Origin of the sequence: Echinicola rosea (assembly GCF_005281475.1) — a bacterium.
Classification (GTDB): domain Bacteria; phylum Bacteroidota; class Bacteroidia; order Cytophagales; family Cyclobacteriaceae; genus Echinicola; species Echinicola rosea.
In genome coordinates, this window is the sequence record NZ_CP040106.1 from 1885501 (window position 1) to 1904789 (window position 19289).

General features: G+C 47.5%; 12 protein-coding genes. All 12 read left to right on the plus strand.

Translation table 11 applies throughout. The annotated features are described in order from the left end of the window. Positions 1 to 278 precede the first annotated feature (278 nt). The 12 genes from FDP09_RS07685 to FDP09_RS07740 all read left to right on the plus strand — a co-directional run bounded on the left by FDP09_RS07685 (position 279) and on the right by FDP09_RS07740 (position 19224). Positions 279 to 1523 (plus strand): ribulose-bisphosphate carboxylase large subunit family protein, encoded by a 1245-nt coding sequence (locus tag FDP09_RS07685; protein WP_137402111.1) that lies wholly within the window; start codon positions 279 to 281, stop codon positions 1521 to 1523. A gap of 2 nt (positions 1524 to 1525) precedes the next feature. After that, positions 1526 to 2920 (plus strand): four-carbon acid sugar kinase family protein, encoded by a 1395-nt coding sequence (locus tag FDP09_RS07690; protein ID WP_137402112.1) that lies wholly within the window; start codon positions 1526 to 1528, stop codon positions 2918 to 2920. Between the two features lie 173 nt (positions 2921 to 3093). After that, a complete protein-coding gene (locus FDP09_RS07695) occupies positions 3094 to 3750 on the plus strand; it encodes an aspartate/glutamate racemase family protein (protein WP_137402113.1) in 657 nt (218 codons plus the stop codon). Positions 3751 to 3817: 67 nt separating this feature from the next. Then, positions 3818 to 5128 carry a bile acid:sodium symporter family protein gene (locus tag FDP09_RS07700; protein ID WP_137402114.1) on the plus strand — a complete coding sequence of 437 codons (1311 nt, stop codon included), beginning with the start codon at positions 3818 to 3820 and terminating at the stop codon, positions 5126 to 5128. Between the two features lie 220 nt (positions 5129 to 5348). Next, complete coding sequence (locus FDP09_RS07705; RefSeq protein ID WP_137402115.1) at positions 5349 to 6419, plus strand: transporter substrate-binding domain-containing protein; 1071 nt, start codon at positions 5349 to 5351, stop codon at positions 6417 to 6419. A gap of 502 nt (positions 6420 to 6921) precedes the next feature. After that, positions 6922 to 8079, plus strand: coding sequence for a glycoside hydrolase family protein (locus FDP09_RS07710; protein ID WP_137402116.1), 1158 nt, complete (start codon positions 6922 to 6924; stop codon positions 8077 to 8079). A 207-nt stretch (positions 8080 to 8286) separates the two neighbouring features. After that, the gene (locus FDP09_RS07715; RefSeq protein WP_137402117.1) at positions 8287 to 11529 is read left to right on the plus strand and encodes a glycoside hydrolase family 2 TIM barrel-domain containing protein; all 3243 of its coding nucleotides are present in this window, start codon (positions 8287 to 8289) and stop codon (positions 11527 to 11529) included. 379 nt (positions 11530 to 11908) lie between these two features. After that, positions 11909 to 15370, plus strand: a complete 3462-nt coding sequence (locus FDP09_RS07720) for a glycosyl hydrolase (RefSeq protein WP_137402118.1) — start codon at positions 11909 to 11911, stop codon at positions 15368 to 15370. A 194-nt stretch (positions 15371 to 15564) separates the two neighbouring features. After that, positions 15565 to 16986 (plus strand): sialate O-acetylesterase, encoded by a 1422-nt coding sequence (locus FDP09_RS07725; RefSeq protein WP_137402119.1) that lies wholly within the window; start codon positions 15565 to 15567, stop codon positions 16984 to 16986. Between the two features lie 266 nt (positions 16987 to 17252). Continuing rightward, on the plus strand, positions 17253 to 17834 hold the full coding sequence (locus FDP09_RS07730; protein WP_137402120.1) for a hypothetical protein: 582 nt from the start codon (positions 17253 to 17255) through the stop codon (positions 17832 to 17834). A gap of 218 nt (positions 17835 to 18052) precedes the next feature. Beyond that, positions 18053 to 18571: a hypothetical protein gene (locus tag FDP09_RS07735; protein ID WP_137402121.1), complete on the plus strand. Its 519-nt coding sequence runs from the start codon at positions 18053 to 18055 to the stop codon at positions 18569 to 18571. Between the two features lie 125 nt (positions 18572 to 18696). Beyond that, positions 18697 to 19224 carry a hypothetical protein gene (locus tag FDP09_RS07740; protein WP_137402122.1) on the plus strand — a complete coding sequence of 176 codons (528 nt, stop codon included), beginning with the start codon at positions 18697 to 18699 and terminating at the stop codon, positions 19222 to 19224. Positions 19225 to 19289 lie beyond the last annotated feature (65 nt).

Here is a 19289-nt window from a genome sequence, read left to right on the forward strand (position 1 = left end):
AGTCCCAAGTCTCTGACTTGGTACAATGAAACATTGAGTCTCCGACGCAAAAACATATTATAGTCCCGTGTCACAGACAGCGGGAAAATTGGGGCAAGTTTTCAAACTTGAACCAATCTTTAAATCCACAAAGCAGGTAAGTTCAGGATGCTGATATAAAGTGTCTTAATTACATTTGTCATAATAGGGTTTTATTAGGTTTTTAAGTAGGATGGGAGGATTTCTCCCGTCTTACTTTTTTTATCACCAACCTAGACACCTTTTCCCTCCTTTATTTTATGGAAAGAATTTCAGCAACATACTATATCGAAACGCCCTTTACAGTGGAAGCGGCAGCGGAAGTATTGGCAGGAGAGCAGTCATCAGGGACTTTTGTGGCGGTGCCGGGTGAAACGGCTGAACTGAAGCAGCGTTTTGCTGCTCGTGTAGAGTCCATCGAGAAGTTGGAAACCGTCAGTCAGCCTGCCATTCCTGGGGCAGTATCGAAAAACAGCACGTACCAACGGGCGATGATCACCGTTTCCTGGTCCATCGAAAACTTCGGCTATAACCTGCCGACGATGGTATCGACATTGCAGGGAAATCTCTATGAAATTACCCAGTTTACGGGGCTGAAGTTGATGGACATAGAGGTTCCGGCATCTTTTTCGAAGCACTTCACTGGGCCGGCATTTGGGATAAAAGGCTGTAGGGAATTGACAGGAGTGGAAGCGGGGAGACCTTTGATCGGGACGATCATCAAGCCAAGTATCGGAATGAGTCCAGAAGAGACTGCCGGGTTGGTCGAGACTTTGGTGGAAGCTGGGATTGATTTTATCAAAGACGATGAACTGATGGGGGCAGCGGCCAATTCTCCATTTGAGGATCGGGTGACCGCCGTCATGAAGGTGATCAATAGCCATGCCGATAAAACGGGAAAAAAGGTAATGTATGCCTTTAATATATCGGATGAAATAGACCTGATGCAGCGCAATTACGACACTGTATTGCAGCATGGAGGCACTTGTGCCATGATGAGCATCAACAGCGTTGGCTTGGCGGGCGTGAAGAAAATTTGCGACCGTAGGGAGCTGGCCGTCCATGCCCACAGAAACGGTTGGGGAATGCTCAACAGGCATCCGCTGCTGGGCATAGATTTCCGGGCATACCAAAAGCTGTGGAGACTGGCAGGTGTGGATCAGCTCCATGTAAACGGCATTCAGAATAAATTTTGGGAATCGGATGATTCGGTAGTCCGGTCGATAGAAGGTTGTCTGGCACCGATGCTGGGAGGATATCAGGTGCTGCCGGTGGTTTCTTCCGGCCAGTGGGGAGGCCAGGCACCAGAGACGTACCGTCGGACGAAAACTACCGATTTGCTTTACATGGCAGGTGGCGGCATTATGGCACATCCTGCCGGCCCTGCCGGAGGAGTAAAAGCCTTGCAGCAGGCATGGAAGGCAGCGGTGGAAGGACGTTCGGTACAGGAGGCAGCAGCGATGTATGAGGAATTTGGATTGTCTGTACAGAAATTTGGGAAATAAATATGCGAGAAGGAGCATCTCCATTACTACTGGCCTATTATGGCGATGATTTTACCGGCTCATCCGATGCACTGGATTTTTTGAGCAAAGCGGGTGTGAAGACCGTGTTGTTCATAGCGCCTCCATCCCCGGGACAATTGGCAAAATATAAAGGAATTCAGGCCATTGGTATTGCCGGAATGACCCGCTCCATGGGGCCATCGGCAATGGGAAAAGAACTTCAAGAAGCATTCATAGCCTTAAAAAAATCAGGCGCTCGCCAGGTGCATTATAAAGTCTGTTCTACCTTTGATTCTTCGCCTGAAATTGGCAATATCGGCAAGGCGGTGGAAGTGGGGTTGCGCGTATTTCAAGCGCCTTACGCCTCTCTTTTGGTGGCGGCACCTGAACTAGGCCGCTATTGTGCTTTTGGTAACTTGTTTGCCCGGATGGGCATCGGGAGCAAAGGGGAAATCCATCGCCTAGACAGGCATCCTTCCATGAGCAAGCACCCGACCACGCCAGCGAATGAAAGCGACTTGCGCCTTCATTTGTCCAAGCAGACCGATTTGAATATCGGATTGGTGGATTTGCTGGAGGTGGAAAGCGGTGGGGATGTGCTGGATGATGCCTTAAAACGTGAGCTAAAGGCCGGTGCGAAGGTGGTGCTTTACGATGCGATGTATTCCCGCCAGCTGACCGAGATAGGACGAATGCTTGATCAAGCAGGTAAGGAAAAAATTCATTTTTCCGTAGGATCATCGGGTATAGAGATGGCTTTGGGGGCTTTCTGGAAGACTAACAATACGCTTCAGGGCCAGAAGACTTGGGAAAAACCTGCAAAGGCTTCGCCCATGCTGGTGCTATCAGGGAGCTGTTCCCCGGTCACTGAAGGACAGATAGCCTATGCAAGGATGCATGGATTTGATGAAATAGCCTTGGATCCAAGGAAGCTGGCAGCAGTCCCCAAGCTGACCCAAAACTACGCTGAAAGTGCTGTTCAGATGATGAAGGCCGGAAAAAGTGTCATCGTCCATACCGCTTGTGGAGCGGAAGACTCCAGGAGGAAGGCGACAAGGGAAGTACTGGTCAAACAAGGCATTTCTCCAGAAGATGTCAATGCCAAAACTGCAGATTTTTTTGGAACAGCATTAGGGGAAATTGCCCGTAAAGCAGCTGAGCAATTTCCCTTTAAAAGGCTCTTGATTGCAGGAGGAGACACTTCCAGCAAAGTGGCCAGAGTCCTTGGAATAGAGGCTGTCGAAATGCTCGCCCCTTTGGTGCCAGGAGCACCATTGTGCAAAGCCCATGCTCCCAACTCTCCCATTGACGGAAAAGAGGTCAATTTCAAAGGAGGCCAAGTAGGTGCGGAAGATTACTTTGTGAAGGTGATGGAGGGGAGGATGAATTTGGAATGATGAATAAAGTACCAAGCCTAATCCGTCATAGTGGGTAGCTGGTAGTAAGATAGAGCAAAGAGTATAGAGCAAAGAATAAAGAAGAACACACCGTGTTGTGCTGGGCCTCCGTCCCAGCACTAATAGAATTGAGTCTCCGACTCAATAATATAGAAACGCAATAACCATAAAACATGAAAACATTAGGACTTATTCACACTTCAGCCACATTGGTACCGATTTTTCAGGCACTTTGTGATGAACATTTGCCGGGGGTAAAGGTATTCAATATTGTAGATGACAGCCTGATCAAAGATGTCATCAGCAAAGGAAAGCTCACGCCCCATACCGCAAGAAGAGTGGTCGATTACGTAGGTTCGGCCGAGGCGGCTGGGGCCGATCAAATCATGGTGACCTGTTCTTCTATCGGGGCAGCCGTGGAGGCAGCGGCCGGCTTGACCCAAGTGCCCGTGCTTCGTGTGGATCAGCCCATGGCGGACTTAGCGGTCCAGACGGGGGTAAAAATCGGAGTGGTAGCCACCTTGCCCACGACATTGGAACCGACTTCCGATTTGGTGAGGAGAAGGGCTGATGTGCTGGGAAAAGATATCGTGTTGACTTCCAAACTGTGTGAGGGGGCTTTTGAAGCCTTGATGGGCGGTTCTCCTGACAAGCATGATGAAATGGTGGCCAATGCTCTGAAAGAACTGGCCTCTGAAGTGGATGTTATTCTCTTGGCGCAAGCCTCCATGGCCAGGGTCGTGGAAAAGCTCGATGAAGCAGACAAAAAGATTCCCATCGTGGCCAGTCCGCCTGAATCGGTGAGATACTTGGCGCGGAGCATGAAATAGAACCATTAAGCTGATTCCAAACCTCCAAACCTGATAACATTCCACCCTTAACCCAATAACCTAACCCATGCAGCGGATTCGGAAGTTTCTATTATTCAGTTTACCTGTCATCTTCATCATTTTTAGCATTGCCTTGACGATGGGATTCACCGATGTCTGGAAAATCAGTGCAGTAGCCTGCAGTGGGGCATTTTCGGTGGGGCTTGGTGCTTCCAAGCGGTTTGGTGGGTACCAATATACCGCATGGATCGTGACCGCCGTAGTAGCAGGGATGGTTTATCCGAATGCCTTTTTGCAGTGGGGTGAGATCGATTTACGAAACAAATGGTTGATCTTGATTGTCGTGCAGGCAGTGATGTTTGGGATGGGAATACAGATGAGCTTGCGAGATTTTTCTAATTTGGCCAGCACAGGAAAAGGTGTTTTGGTGGGGTTGCTTAGCCAGTTCAGCATCATGCCACTAGTGGGCTTTTTGCTGACCAAGTTGTTTGATTTTGATCCGGAGATTGCCGCAGGCATTATCCTGATGGGAGCCTGCAGCAGTGGCTTGGCGTCAAATGTGATGGTGTATTTGGCTCGTGCAAATTTAGTGCTTTCGGTGACGGTGACCGCGATGGCGACCATGCTGGCGCCGCTGATGACGCCTTTTTGGATGAAGACGCTGGCGGGGACATTGATCGATATTAAGTTTCTGGATATGATGTTCAATATCATCAAAATTGTACTCGTGCCCATAGGAGCTGCCTTACTGCATGATTACTTGAAGATGGCAGGAAAAGGAATGAAAAACCGTATTTATGTGCTAGCAACGCTTTTTCTTGTTTACCTGCTGGCATTACCTCTGGGGCTTTGGCAAGTCTTTGTGGACATGTTTCCAGCAGAAACCTTACAGTCCGTGGAAATTTTGAGCTTTTTTGTGGGAGCAGTAGTGTTTGGTGCAGGCTATCATTTATGCACACGCCAATTTAAAAACTTGGATAAACTGATGCCTTATATTTCGATGTTTGGCATTGTGTATTTTACTACGGTAACCACTGCTGCCGGCAGGGACAATCTACTGCAAGTTGGAGGGCTGCTGTTTATGGCATCGGTGATACATAATGGATTGGGCTATTTCTTTGGCTACTGGTTCAGTAGGTTGCTTGGCTTGGGCATTCCTTCCGCCAGGGCCATGGCTTTGGAAGTAGGCCTCCAAAATGGAGGGATGGCTTCTGGCCTCGCCGGCTCAATGGGCAAGCTGGGGACAGTGGGCTTGGCTCCGGCGGTGTTCAGTCCATGGATGAATATCACGGGGTCTATTTTGGCCAATTATTGGCGAAAGAAGTCCATGAAAGAAAATGCTGGGATTGGAAAATTTAAGGGGAATGATACGCCTTGATAAATGTGTACATAAAAGTGCAGGAAATGTTAAGCGTTAGGCATTTCTAGATTTGGAAGGAAGTGTATTCGCAGATAACTGGTTGATATGTTGCTTATTTCGTTATTTTTTACGTTTTTTTAGTGAGCGTTTTTTAATATCCTTAGCACTTACTGTCTTTAGACTTGCATCAGAGCAATTTTAAAGCTGAAAAATGAATTCTGTACAAAAATTTAGTCAAATGATCCGCGTTTTCCTGTTGTCTTTTTGTTTTTTAATCTTTTGTAATAGCACCATTGCCCAGACCGAGGGTGATTCCGTCATCCAGGTAGGATTTACAGGCTCCCAGCCTTTTGTTATTCCGGGTACGGATTCCGAAGGTATTTCAGTGGATTTATGGAGAGAGGTGGCGTTTCAAGGAGACTTGAATTATGAGCTGACCCACTTCAAGAATGTAACTGCAGGCCTTGATGCGGTCAAGAGTCAAACGGTGGATGTATTGGTAGGCCCCATAACTATAAATTCTGATCGTGCCGCTAATGTGACATTTTCACAACCGTTTTTTGAGACAGAGATGGCCATATTGGCACCGAAGATCGAGCAAGGTTTTTGGGATTATGTCAAGCCGATTTTCAGCACCACTTTTCTTTTTGGGGTGCTGGGGCTATTTTTTTTACTTTCTATTGTGGGCGTCCTGCTGTGGGTGGTGGAGCGAAAAACCCTTACCCCGGAAGGGAAAAACGGCACCGTCCGAGGAATCGGAAATGGCATCTGGCTGGCCATTGTGACGATGACCACCGTTGGGTATGGGGATTTTGCCCCTAGGACTCTTTCTGGCCGGGTCATCGTGGGGATATGGATGATCGTTTCCCTGATTACAGCGACGTCCTTTGTGGCGGGCATCGCCACGACCATTTCCCAGATCAAGGGCGAAGATGAGACCATTACCTCCCTTCTTCATTTGGAGGGCAAAGAAGTGGCTGTGCCCGATAATGAAAAGATCATTGATAACATCACCACTGTGGGAGGCAGACCTACGCCAGTAAGCAATATTGACGAAGGGTTTGATCGACTGGCAAATGGGGAAGTAGATGCGCTGGTATATGATGTGATTGCACTGGAATACACTTTTAATCAACATGGAGGGGATGAATTTGTCCTTAGCAAAAAGAATATCCTTCCCCAAAATTATGGATTTGCCTTTTTTGAGGCCACCAGTCTGAAAAAATTGGTTGATATCGAAATCCTAAAGCTCAAAGAATCCGGTGAAATCCAAAAAGTCATTGACAGGTGGGTCAATAGCGGTGAGTAGTTGTTGGTTTTTTTCCAGAATCTAAGACATCGAAAAAGAATAGCGTAAGGATTTGATAACCACATTAGGGGGGATGCATCTAATCAGCTTGCTGTACCTTCAGTGCTTTTGTTGGATCAATAGGGTGCCCCCAAGCCACCAAGACGCTAACTTTTCAGGAATATAACAGACCAAGTACACGAAAAACCCCAATCCACCCCCTTCGTTACTTCGTGTCTTCGTGGCAAAAAGGTAAGCCCCCAAGCCACTAAGACGCTAAGTTTTCAGGGATAACAGACTAAGTACACGAAAAGCTCCAATCCAAACCCCTTGTATCTGGATTCAGGATTGCAAATCCTGAATAGCTCGGAGCAACTACCTTCTAACATTCAAACCTTCCCACTTGCTAACCCAGGGTTAACTCCCAACACCATGATAGCACAGGAAGGTAAAAACAGGGTGTTTTGTAATTTTATTGAGCAAAATGAGAAGTCCGCTTTGGGCAATTTCAATAAACTCGATGATGAATAGACAAATAACCTTCCTGTTTTTCTTTGCCCTGTTGATAGGGTTAGGAAGCAGCTGCTCCTCTGAAAAATCCAATCAATCCACTTCTTCCAAAAAGGCAACCTTGCCGGCAGTGACCGATTCGGTGATGCAACAGGTTTATGAGGAGGTCAAGACTCCCCATAAATACGGTTTGGTGAAAATCCCGCCAAGCAACGATTTGAAAATGGATTGTCCCAGCATTTTCAGGGAAGGGGGCAAATGGTACATGACTTACCTGATTTATGGCGGGCGCGGCTATGAGACCTGGCTGGCCGAAAGTGATGATCTACTGCACTGGGAGGACAAGGGGAAACTCATGTCCTTTTCAGATACTACGGATTGGGATATGAACCAAAAGGCCGGATATATCGCACTCCAGGACATGGAATGGGGCGGAAGCTATGAATGGGATACTTACGAGGGAAAGCATTGGATGAGCTATTTTGGGGGCAATACTCGTGGCTATGAAGCTGGTGTGCTATCCATTGGAATGGCCTATACAGACCAAGACCCGACGACAGCCCACGAATGGCAGCGGATCGAAAAGCCGGTCTTGACCCCCCATGATGAAGATGCACGTTGGTGGGACAATAGCACCATGTACAAAAACTCCATTATTCGGGATGAGCATGAGTTTACCGGACACCCTTTTATCATGTACTATAATGCCCGCGGTGACAGTATCAATCCCGGTAAAGGTGCCGAAAGAATTGCCATGGCCGTGTCGGATGACATGGTCCATTGGGAGCGTTATGGTGATGCCCCGCTGATCAACCATCACAAGGGCATTTCCGGTGACGCCTATATCCAGCAGATGGGGGGGCTTTACGTGATGTTTTACTTTGGTGCTTTTTGGCCGGACAGGGAGAATACAACTGCCTTTAACCGATTTGCTGTTTCCAACAACTTGGTGGATTGGGTGGACTGGGAAGGAGAAGACCTGATCAGCCCTTCTGAGCCTTATGATAATTTATTTGCCCATAAATCTTTTGTGGTCAAGCACGACGGAGTGGTTTACCATTACTACTGTGCGGTCAATAAGGACGGCCAGCGGGGCATTGCAGTGGCCACTTCCAGGGATCTCGGTATAAGTGAACTGGAGTTTCTTCCTCTGGAAGGGGAAAAGAAATGAGATGCTAGATTTGAGACCTGAGTAATGAGTCTTGAGATAAAGAAGTCCGGGTTGTGCTGGGTCTCTGCCCCAGCACTGGCAAGTTTTGAGTCTCTGACTCTATTAAGCTGTTCCAGCCTTGAAATCGTAAACAGTTAGCCATCATGAAACCACTTTTAAACGCTCCAACCTCCAAACACAATAACCTTAAACCTTATAATCAAACGCATGCGTAACGTTTTTTATATTGCTTTTGTCATTTTCATAAGTGGTCATTCGCTATTCGCCCAGACTGTGACTGGAGAACCTGCGGCCATTCCGCATCCACCGGAGAAATTCCACCTCAACCCTTGGGAGGATCCTTTGATCACTAGCCTAAATCGCGAGCCGGCAAGGGCGACGGCATATTCTTATGAAAGTGAAGCTGCTGCAAAAAAAGGTGATCGAGCGGAGAGCAGGATGCAGCTGTTGAACGGGGAATGGGATTTTTGTTTTGCGATGAACATGAAGGAGGCACCCAAGGATTTTTATGCGTCAAAGGTGACTGGCTGGGACAAAATCGAGGTGCCATCTAACTGGGAGCTCCAAGGCTATGACAAGCCCATTTATAAAAGTGCCGTGTATCCCTTTCGACCGATCAATCCACCTTATGTACCAGAGGATTACAATGGCGTAGGCTCTTACCAGCGCACTTTTGAAGTTTCCGAAAACTGGGAAGACATGAACATTACCCTCCATTTTGGTGCAGTAAGTTCGGCCTTTAAGGTCTGGCTGAACGGTGAATTTGTGGGCTATGGGGAAGATAGCTTTTTGCCTTCGGAATTCAACATAACGCCCTATTTGCAGTCAGGAGAAAATGTGCTTTCCGTACAGGTACTACGTTGGAGTGATGGGGCATACCTGGAAGATCAAGACCACTGGCGACTGAGCGGTATCCAGCGGGAGGTGTTTCTGATGGCCGAGCCCAAGCTGCGGATTTATGATTTCCACTGGCAGGCAAAACTGGATGATAGCTATCAGAATGCCACGTTCAGCCTTCGGCCAAAGATCGAAAACCTCACTGGAGCACGAGTGCCAGACAGTAAGTTGAAGGCCCAGCTTTTTGATGCCGAGGGGAAGCCTGTTTTTGATGCGCCGCTGGAGATGGGGGTGGAGGAAATTTTGAATGAAAGTTATCCAAGGCTGGATAATGTGAAATTTGGTTTGCTGGAAGCAACCGTAAAAAATCCCGAGCTTTGGAGTGACGAGCACCCTTATCTGTACACCTTGGTTTTGCGGCTTGAAGGGGAGGGTGGAAAGCTGCTGGAAGCCAAAAGCTGTAAAGTAGGCTTTCGCGATATCCGATTTGATCCGGAAAGCAGTAAATTGCTCATCAATGGTAAGGTGACCTATATCTATGGTGTCAACCGCCATGACCATCACCCTGTACGCGGCAAAGCCCTCACGCGGAAGGATATCGAGGAAGATGTCAAAACGATCAAACAGTTTAATTTCAATACCATCCGCACCAGTCACTATCCTAATGATCCTTATTTCTACGAGCTATGTGATGAATCCGGTATTTTGGTGATCGATGAGGCCAATCATGAGACCCATGGAATCGGTGGAAAGCTCAGCAACGATACCCAATGGACCCATGCTTACATGGAGAGGGTGACCAGAATGGTACAGCGGGACAAAAACCATCCGTCCATCATTTTCTGGAGCTTGGGCAATGAAGCTGGGCGCGGACCAAACCATGCCGCGATGGCTGCTTGGGTACATGATGTTGATATTACCAGACCTGTTCATTATGAGCCGGCACAGGGCAATCACCGGGCAGAAGGATATATTCCCCCAAACCACCCTGATTATCCAAAGGATCACTCCCACAGGATTCAGGTGCCCACAGACCAACCATATGTGGATATGGTCAGCCGGTTTTATCCCGGGATTTTCACTCCTGACTTGTTGGTCAACCAGCATGCCGACCATCGGCCGATTGTGTTTATAGAATACTCCCACTCCATGGGCAATAGCACCGGAAATATGAAAGAATTGTGGGATAAGTTCCGGTCATTGCCCCAAGTGATCGGTGGATGTATTTGGGATTTCAAAGATCAGGGGCTGCTCCAAACCACCGAAGATGGAGAAGAATATTATGCTTATGGTGGAGATTTTGGAGAAGAACGCCATGATGGTAACTTTTGTATCAACGGCATTGTCGCTTCTGATGGCCGACCAAAGGCCGCCATGTACGAATGCAAATGGGTCTATCAGCCGGTGGAAATGACATGGGAGGACACTGCTGCGATGGAGGTTCGCATCCATAATCGCCATGCTGATCAGTCGCTGGGAAGTTATCGGTTTTCACTTGGGCTTTTGGAAAATGGAAAAGAAGTCGAACACTACAAACTGCCTATGCTCAACCTCGCGGCAGGGGAAGATACGGTCGTCAATTTGGGTAACTACATCAAGGACCTTCCAGCAGAAAATGAATACCTCGCCCATCTCACCTTTAGCCTATCACAAGATGAAGTGTGGGCCGACCAAGGCCATGTGATCGCTGAACAGCAGTTCCAGCTCCAGAAAGGTTCCAGTCCGGTTTTTGATCAAGAACCGAGTGAATTGGTGGTGGAAGAATCGAGTGATGGCTACCATGTAAACGGGAAGGGTATCGAACTGAGCTTTGGCAAAGCATCCGGAGCCTTGGAGAGTTATCAAGTGAATGGCAAGGAGCAGGTTTCCAGTCCAGTGGAACTGTCCTTTACGCGGCCACTCACGGATAATGACCGCAAAGGATGGAAGCCCCAGGAAAAGCTGAAGGTTTGGTACGAGGCAGTTCCCTCGCTGACTAAAATGGAATCCTCGCAAATAGACAATGGCGATGTGCAGATTACCAGTCACTATTCCCTTATCGATGGCAAAGCCAATGTCCAGGTGGTGTACACCGTGATGGCAGGAGGGATGGTCAAAGTGGATTATACGCTGATCCCGCTAGATGATTTGCCAAATATTCCAAAAGTAGGTATGCATTTGGGAATTCTTAGGGAATATGACCAGATTACCTGGTACGGTAAAGGCCCCGTGGAAAACTATATCGACAAAAACCATGGCTTTATGGCTGGGATTTATAGCCAGCCCATCGACCAATTTATGGAGCCTTACGTAATGCCCCAGGAAAATGGCAACCGTACAGATGTTCGCTGGATGGAGTTTACGGATCAGTCCGGTAAAAATGGGATTAAAATTACGGCCGATAGCTTACTTAGCATGAGTGCTTGGCCATACACCGAAGTAAATATCAATGAAGCAAAGCATACTTTTGAACTCGAAGATGCCGGGTTTATCACGGTGAATATTGATCTGATCCAGATGGGAGTGGGAGGAAATGACAGTTGGTCCGACGTGGCCCAGCCACTGGAGCAGTATCAAATACCGGCCAAGCCCTATCGGTACAGTTATTATATTAGAGCCAAGAAGAAAGATTAAAGAATCAAGACTGATTAGGGTTTAGGAGGGTGAAAAAGTAGCAAGTACCAAGACGTGAGTATCAAGAGCCAAGATTCCTCCCCTTAAAGGGGAGGTTAGGAGAGGTTTTAATAGAGCGAAGAAATCCACCCATTGCGCGCCAGTATGATGAAATGGAGTTCTTTTAACTCCGTTAATTGAGCTAGAAGCTCAACTATTGAAATGCCGAGGCTCAGCCTGCGGCATAACCAAGGAGAGTGTCTAAAAAGTCCCCCTTTTAGGGGGATTCAGGGGGTGAGCTGTTCGGGATTTGTAATCCCGAACAAGAAATAAAGGTGGATTACAAATCCACCCGTAACTAGTAAAATAACCGGCATGAATGCCTAAAATTTTAAATCTAATGTCTTTAACCAAGACCCTAACCAACATTTGCTTTTTGCTTTTAGGCTTGCTTACCGTGGCATGTGGTCGCTCAGAGCAGAAAGGTAAAGATGCAGCAGACGCCTTTAAACCCACCTACGAGAGTTCTCAGCCATGGGTGTATTGGTATTGGATGTATTCGACGTATTCTAAGGAAGGCATCACGGCAGATCTGGAAGCCATGAAAGAAGTGGGGATAGGCGGGGCATTTTTGATGTCCATTAAAGGCCCCGCTGAGCCGCCCTTGACCGATCGGCCTACTTTGCAGGGATCGGATGAGTGGTGGGAGATGGTGCGTCATGCGATGGAAGAGGCTGATCGGCTTGGGCTTCGATTGGCCATGCATGCTTGTGATGGATTTGCAGTGGCCGGTGGACCATGGATTACCCCAGAAAAATCCATGCAAAAGGTGGTGTGGACGGATACCTTGATTCAAGGTGGAAGCAAGGTTGATTTGCAGCTCAGGCAACCCGAAAGTTATGAAGATTATTATCGGGAGCTGGCGGTATTTGCCGTTCCTGCGAAGGAAGAGTTTGAGCAAACTTCCGAGGCACTTCGTCCAGCAGTCACCAATAGCTTGGGCGAAACAGGGCTGGAATTTTTGTTGGATGATGCAGGTGACGAGCGTTTTGGGACCAATGATGAAGCATGGGTTCAGTATGCTTTTGACAAGCCTTTTTCCTGTCGCTCTATCCGGATCAAGACCAGTGGAAATAGTTATCAGGCACACCGGCTAAAAATAGCTGTTAGCGACGATGGGGAGCATTTTGAGGAAGTGGTCCGGCTCCACCCACCTCGCCATGGCTGGCAGGATTGGGATTATGATTATACGCACAGCATTCCTGCTACGACGGCCAAATATTTCCGGTTTATTTACGATAAATCCGGTACAGAGCCAGGAGCAGAAGACCTGGATGCCGCTAAGTGGAAGCCTTCTTTAAAAGTCAAGACCATTGCCCTTTCGGCGAGCCCAGTCATCAATCAATATGAGGGCAAGTCTGCCGCAGTTTGGCGGGTGAGCGAACGCAGCACGGCTGATGTGTTGCCAAATAACTCGTGTGTGCCAATGGACAAAATCGTGAACATTTCCGACCAGGTGGATGCAGGTGGAAGGTTGACCTGGGAAGCTCCAGAAGGTCAATGGAAAATCATGCGGTTTGGCTATACATCCACGGGGCATACTAACTACACTGGAGGAGGAGCCAAAGGCCTGGAGGTAGATAAGTTCAATGCATCAGCGGTGAAGTTTCAGTTTGACCAATGGTTCGGTGAGGCTTTGCGGACGGCTGGGCCTGATTTGGCCGAGGAAGTTCTGAAGATTTTTCACATAGACAGCTGGGAAGCCGGTAGCCAAAATTGGTCGCCCGTTTTCAGGGAAGAATTCAAAAAACGTAGGGGCTATGACATTGTCGATTATTTGCCAGTATTGGCCGGAATTCCATTGGAAAGCGCAGAGACCTCAGAAAAGCTACTGTATGACTTTCGTCGGACGATTTCCGAGGTGGTGATGGACAATTTTTTTGGGACCTTGCAAAAGGAAGCTTCTAAAAATGGTGTGAAATTCAGCTCCGAAAATGTAGCTCCCACCATGGTGAGTGATGGCATGGAGCATTTTAAGTACATCGACTATCCTTCTGGAGAATTTTGGCTGAACAGCCCCACACATGACAAGCCCAACGATATGCGGGATGCGATTTCCGGAGGGCACATTTATGGAAAGCAGATCATTCAAGCAGAGGCCTATACCGAGCTGAGGATGGACTGGGACGAATATCCGGGCATGCTGAAAGCCCTTGGAGATCGAAATTTTGCCTTGGGCATCAACAGGTTTTTTTACCATGTGTTTGTTCATAATCCTTGGCTCGATCGGAAGCCCGGCATGACCTTGGATGTGATCGGTCTTTATTTTCAGCGGGACCAAACTTGGTGGAAGCCCGGCAAGGCCATGGTGGATTACCACCAGCGCGTCCAATACCAGCTTCAAAAGGGCAATCCTGTGATTGACCTGGCGGTGTTTACGGGTGAAGACCTGCCCAGTAGGTCGGTGCTGCCCGAACGCTTGGCCCCCTTTGTGCCTGGGCTGGTAGGGACGGAGAAAATGGCTGCTGAAAGACGTCGTTGGGCCAATGAAGGCCAGCCTACAAGGGTCATTCCCAAAGGCGTGAAGCATTCTGCAAATATGGCTGATGCAGAAGATTGGACGGATCCATTGAGGGGCTATCACTATGACTCTTTTAACAAAGATGCCTTGTTGAGGCTAGCAAAGGTGGAAGATGGCAAGGTGGTATTTGGCGATGGTACCCGTTATGCTTTTTTGATTTTTCCTGGCCAGCGAAAGATGAACCCCAATGCCAGCCTGATGTCCGTGGAGGTAGCCGAAAAATTGTTGCAACTGGTAAAGGAAGGAGCGACTGTTTTGGTGGATGAAAAGCCGACAGGTACTTTGGGCTATCGAGAAGAAGAACAGCGATTGGCCGCAGTGGTGGAAGCACTTTGGAGTGGAGAAAAAGATGCACCAACAGATCGTGATGGCCCCAAAGTCTGGCAGGTCGGTAAAGGAAAGGTTGTACAGTTGCCCTATGAACAAAGGACATTGGAAACGATAGGCTTGGCGCCAGATGTGGTGGCGATTGACCAAGACGGCAAGCGTAATATAGGTTTTGCCTTTGCCCATCGAAAAAGTCAGAAAGAGGATGTTTATTTTGTGTCAAACCAATTGGAAAAAGCACGGCAATTGGATGTTACTTTTCGTGTCAAGGGTAAGAAGCCGCTTTTTTACGATCCTGTTTTGGACAGGGAGTATCCCGTCTCTAGTTGGAAAATAAGTACCGGAGGAACGCAGATGACGATAAAACTGCCTGCAAACGGATCTCTATTTGTGATTTTTCGGGAAGAGACGTCTGAAAAATCGATGGACGAAAACGTCAATTGGCCAATATACAAGACGCAAAAGACATTGGATAGGCCTTGGAAGGTAGCTTTTGACCCTGAGTACCGAGGTCCTAAAGCAGTGCAGGAAATGGCTGTATTGGAAGATTGGACCCAGCATCACAATGACAGTATCAGGTACTATTCCGGTACGGCAGATTACCGTACTACTTTTGATTGGAATGGAGAGCTTGATGGGGTATTTTGGCTTCACTTGGGCAAGGTCGCCAACATCGCTTCAGTAAAAGTGAATGGCCAGGACTGCGGTGTAGCTTGGACATTTCCCTATCAAGTGGATATTTCAGATGCCCTAAGAAAGGGGCAAAACGAATTGGAAATAGCTGTGACCAACACTTGGGCAAATCGCATCATTGGCGACCTGAAGCTCCCAAAAGAGCAGCGGTTTGCCAATACCATCGCCGACTTGGAGCGGATGGAAGGCAGGGAGCCGATGGAAGCTGGCCTGCTTGGACCCGTGAGGGTTTTGAAGGAGAGGGGGATGGACCACAGATGACGCAGATTTGACGGATAGTTCCGGATTTGTGGCTGGATATAATGCTGCTCCTGAGTTATAATCAGGAACACTCGAATAAGGGGGATTTGTCATCCCAAAGAACATTACAGCCTAAATGAAGGGGGGTAATCCCCCCAAAAAGTATAAATTAGTCAAACCTTAAAACATTACCACCTTTTAACCCAATGATCTCCATGAAAAATATTATCGCCTTACTAGGGCTATGCTTGTTTGCGAATGTTTCAATAGCGGAAGTGACCATGCCTGCGATTTTTACGGACAATATGGTACTCCAACAGCAGATGGAGGCTCCTATCTGGGGCTGGGCAAGTCCCAATGCGACGGTAAATATCACCACCAGCTGGGATGGCAAGGAATATACTGCCGCAGCCAACAGTGATGGCGAATGGAAGGCCAAGATGAGCACTCCTGAGGCAGGTGGTCCCTATACCATAAGGATCAGCGATGGTGACCAATTGGAGCTCGAAAATGTACTGATTGGGGAAGTTTGGCTTTGCTCTGGGCAGTCAAATATGGAAATGCCGCTAAAGGGATTTCCCGGCCAGCCCATCCTTGGGGGCAATGAGGCCATCATCAACAGCAGGAATGATCGCATCAGGCTGATTACGGTTCCTCGAAAATCTACGGTTCAGCCACAGGACAACTTCGAGGGCAAATGGGAGCAAGCCGCCCCTGCTGTGGTGTCCAATTTTAGCGCCACGGCTTGGTTCTTCGGGACGCAGCTGTATGATGTGTTAGGTGTGCCGATCGGCTTGGTGCATGTGTCGTGGGGAGGTTCCAGTATTGAAGCTTGGATGAGTGAGCAAATGCTGGCAGACTTTAAAGATGAAATAAAGATCCCACAAAGTGAAGATGAAATTGATGTGCCAAACCGCACCGCTACAGCGCTTTATAATGGTATGATCACCCCTGTGGCGGGTTACGGGATCAAAGGAGCAATTTGGTACCAAGGAGAATCCAATAATGGGCGACCAGACCAATATGAGGAACTGATGGTGACCATGGTTCGGGAATGGAGAAGCCTTTGGGGAGAAGGCCAATTTCCCTTTTACTACGCCCAAATAGCCCCATTCAATTATGGGATGTTCAGCCCAAATGAGGTGATCGAAAAAAATAACTCGGCCTATCTCCGGGAGGCCCAGCTACAAGCCATGGAGAGGATTCCCAATAGCGGTATGGCGGTGCTGATGGATATAGGAGAGAAGGAAAATATCCACCCAGCCGATAAAGCGGCCGGTGGTCACCGACTGGCCTATTGGGCCTTGGCAGAGACCTATGGCATAGAAGGTTTTGAATATAAGGGGCCTGCTTTTGAAGCCATGGAAATCAAAGGCAGTACGGTTATCGTGGCGTTTGAAAATGTTCCGGTAGGTATTACCTCATACGGAAAGGAAGTGACCAGTTTTGAAGTGGCAGGAGAAGATAAAAAGTTCTATCCGGCCACGGCCGTTTTAAGAAGAAAGTCAGTGATGCTTTCTTCGCCGCATGTGGACAAGCCCGTGGCGGTGCGCTATGCATTTGAGGATTTTGTGGTTGGCGAGATTTTCAGCACCGGAGGCATACCGATGAGTTCTTTCAGAACGGACGATTGGTAAAATGATAGCGGTAATGGCACGTAAACAACCGTGATTGGTCCCGAAGGGCGCAGTGCATTTTAAATGAGGCCGGAGTCTTCTGATTTCGGCCTTTTGCTTATTCAAGTGTAAACAGGAGGAATCGCTATTTGCGCGACGCGACGCAGTAAGGCAATTGCGCATTTTGGGTTAAAAATACCTGATCGAAAAATAGACCTTTCCATAATAGACCGTAAATTTGCGCCGTTCTAACGTAAGACCACAGCAAAAAGCTTAAATACCAATTCATGAAAAAGATACTGCTATTGTTTGTCCTTAGCTTGCCGATAGCGGCATTTGCACAGGAACAATCCATCGGCTTGAGAATCGGAGAGCCCATCAGCATTACCTACAAGACCTTCTTGGACGATAAAATCTCCTTTGAAGGAATGATCGGCCGGGGCAGTGCCAATAGCTCGGCCTATTATCGAAAAGTTTTCGACAGCAACCGGCCTTCACCTGAAGCTTTTTACCTTAACCACAGTGCTGGAGGAGGAGTGTCCTTTAATGGCAGAGTGGCCTATCACGAAGATGTTACGGCTGAATTCGACATTACCGAAGGGAACCTGTTGGCCTTTGGAGGGGCAGGACTCCAGCTGAGAAGTATCAATGTAGAATATGCGTATCAGGAAACAGCTGATGTAACGGCCGTTTTTTATGAAAGCAAAAATAACATCGACTTTGGCCTCGAAGTCTTTGGTGGTGGAGAATACTACTTCGAAGACCAGCCGGTCAGTGTCTTCGCAGAATTGGGGCTTATGATGGAAATCGCTGACCGGCCCGGTCATGTGAAGCTACAGGGAGGCATTGGAGCCAGGTATCATTTTTGAGTAGTGAGGTTTGAGTAGTGAGATTTGAGACTTGAGTATTGAGACAAATTCCTCCCCTTGCACGGGAGGTTAGGTGAGGTAGATAGGCGCATAATGGGAATTGGGTTGTGCTGATGGTCATGTGCCAATACGATCAGCTTTGAAGTGACACCCCAAACAGGCTTTGCCTGGTGCAAAACAGGTTCAATAAGGCCATGGACAATCACGGAGTTAGTAAAATGAAAAAAACGTTAATTATCATCGGCATAGTGGCCGTTTTGGGTTTTGGTGTATTTGCTTATTTGGGTGGTTTTAAAGACTACTCCATTACGGTAATGGAGCAGAAAAGTCTCCACCTTTACGGCCTCACCTATAGGGGCACACCCCAAGATGAGGGATTAAAAAACACCTTCCAAAAAATAGAAGCGGCCTTGACGGACCAAGCTGAAGCCACCTTGCACACCATTTATTATATAGAGCCTGCCGGCAAGCTGGACACCATGAACGTCTTCGTGGGGCTGGACAAGGTAAATGATGATGTGAAAGTAAACTGGGAAGAAAAAGTCATCCAAGGAGAACAATTTCTGATGGCCGATCTAAGGTACAATAAGCTGGTCATGCCTCGGCCAGCAACCATCAAAGAAGATATGCAGGATTATGCCGAGGAGCACCGCCTCACCCTATCCGGCATCTTCATCGATCGCCTGCTCCGTGAAGACCATGTTCAAGTCTGGGCACCTATTTCCAAAAAGAAATAGGAAACTGGTGATTTTTGGTATGATTTTGGTAAAATGAATTTTATAGGCGATCTTATCGGATGATATAAATCATATTTTCGAATTGGCCGTCTAATAAGAATGTCGTGAAACTAACCCCCTCAGATATGAGAAAATTATTGTTGCTTTTGTTTGTTGCTACCACCTTTATGATCCAAGGTTGTGAAGGCCCTCCAGGCCCGCAGGGTGAACCGGGCGTTAATATCGTTGGAGATGCTTATGAAGTCGAGGTTTCCTTTAGTTCAGGAAACGATTATATAGAAGTTTTTGACTTTGATGATTTTGGAGGGGCGCTATTTGAAGGGGATGCTGTCCTGATATATATGTATGAGGCTTCACCTGTAGATTCAGAATTTTATGCATGGCGACTCTTACCCCAAACCTTTTACTTACAGGAAGGTACTCTAGTTTATAATTTTGACTATACACCAAATGATTTTTCTATATTCTTAGACAATTCTCCAATCAACTTCAATGATTTAGTGCCTCATTGGACAGATAATATCTTGTTCAGAGTGGTTGTCGTGCCTGCCGATCTATTATCCGCAAGTGGAAGAATGGATTTCTCAAATTATGATGCTACAATGGAATATCTGGATATAGAAGAAAGTGACTTTGTGAAAATTCAAAAATAGCATTGATAAAATATATGATTACAGCCACCGAGAGTGATTTCGGTGGCTTTTTTATTTTCACTACT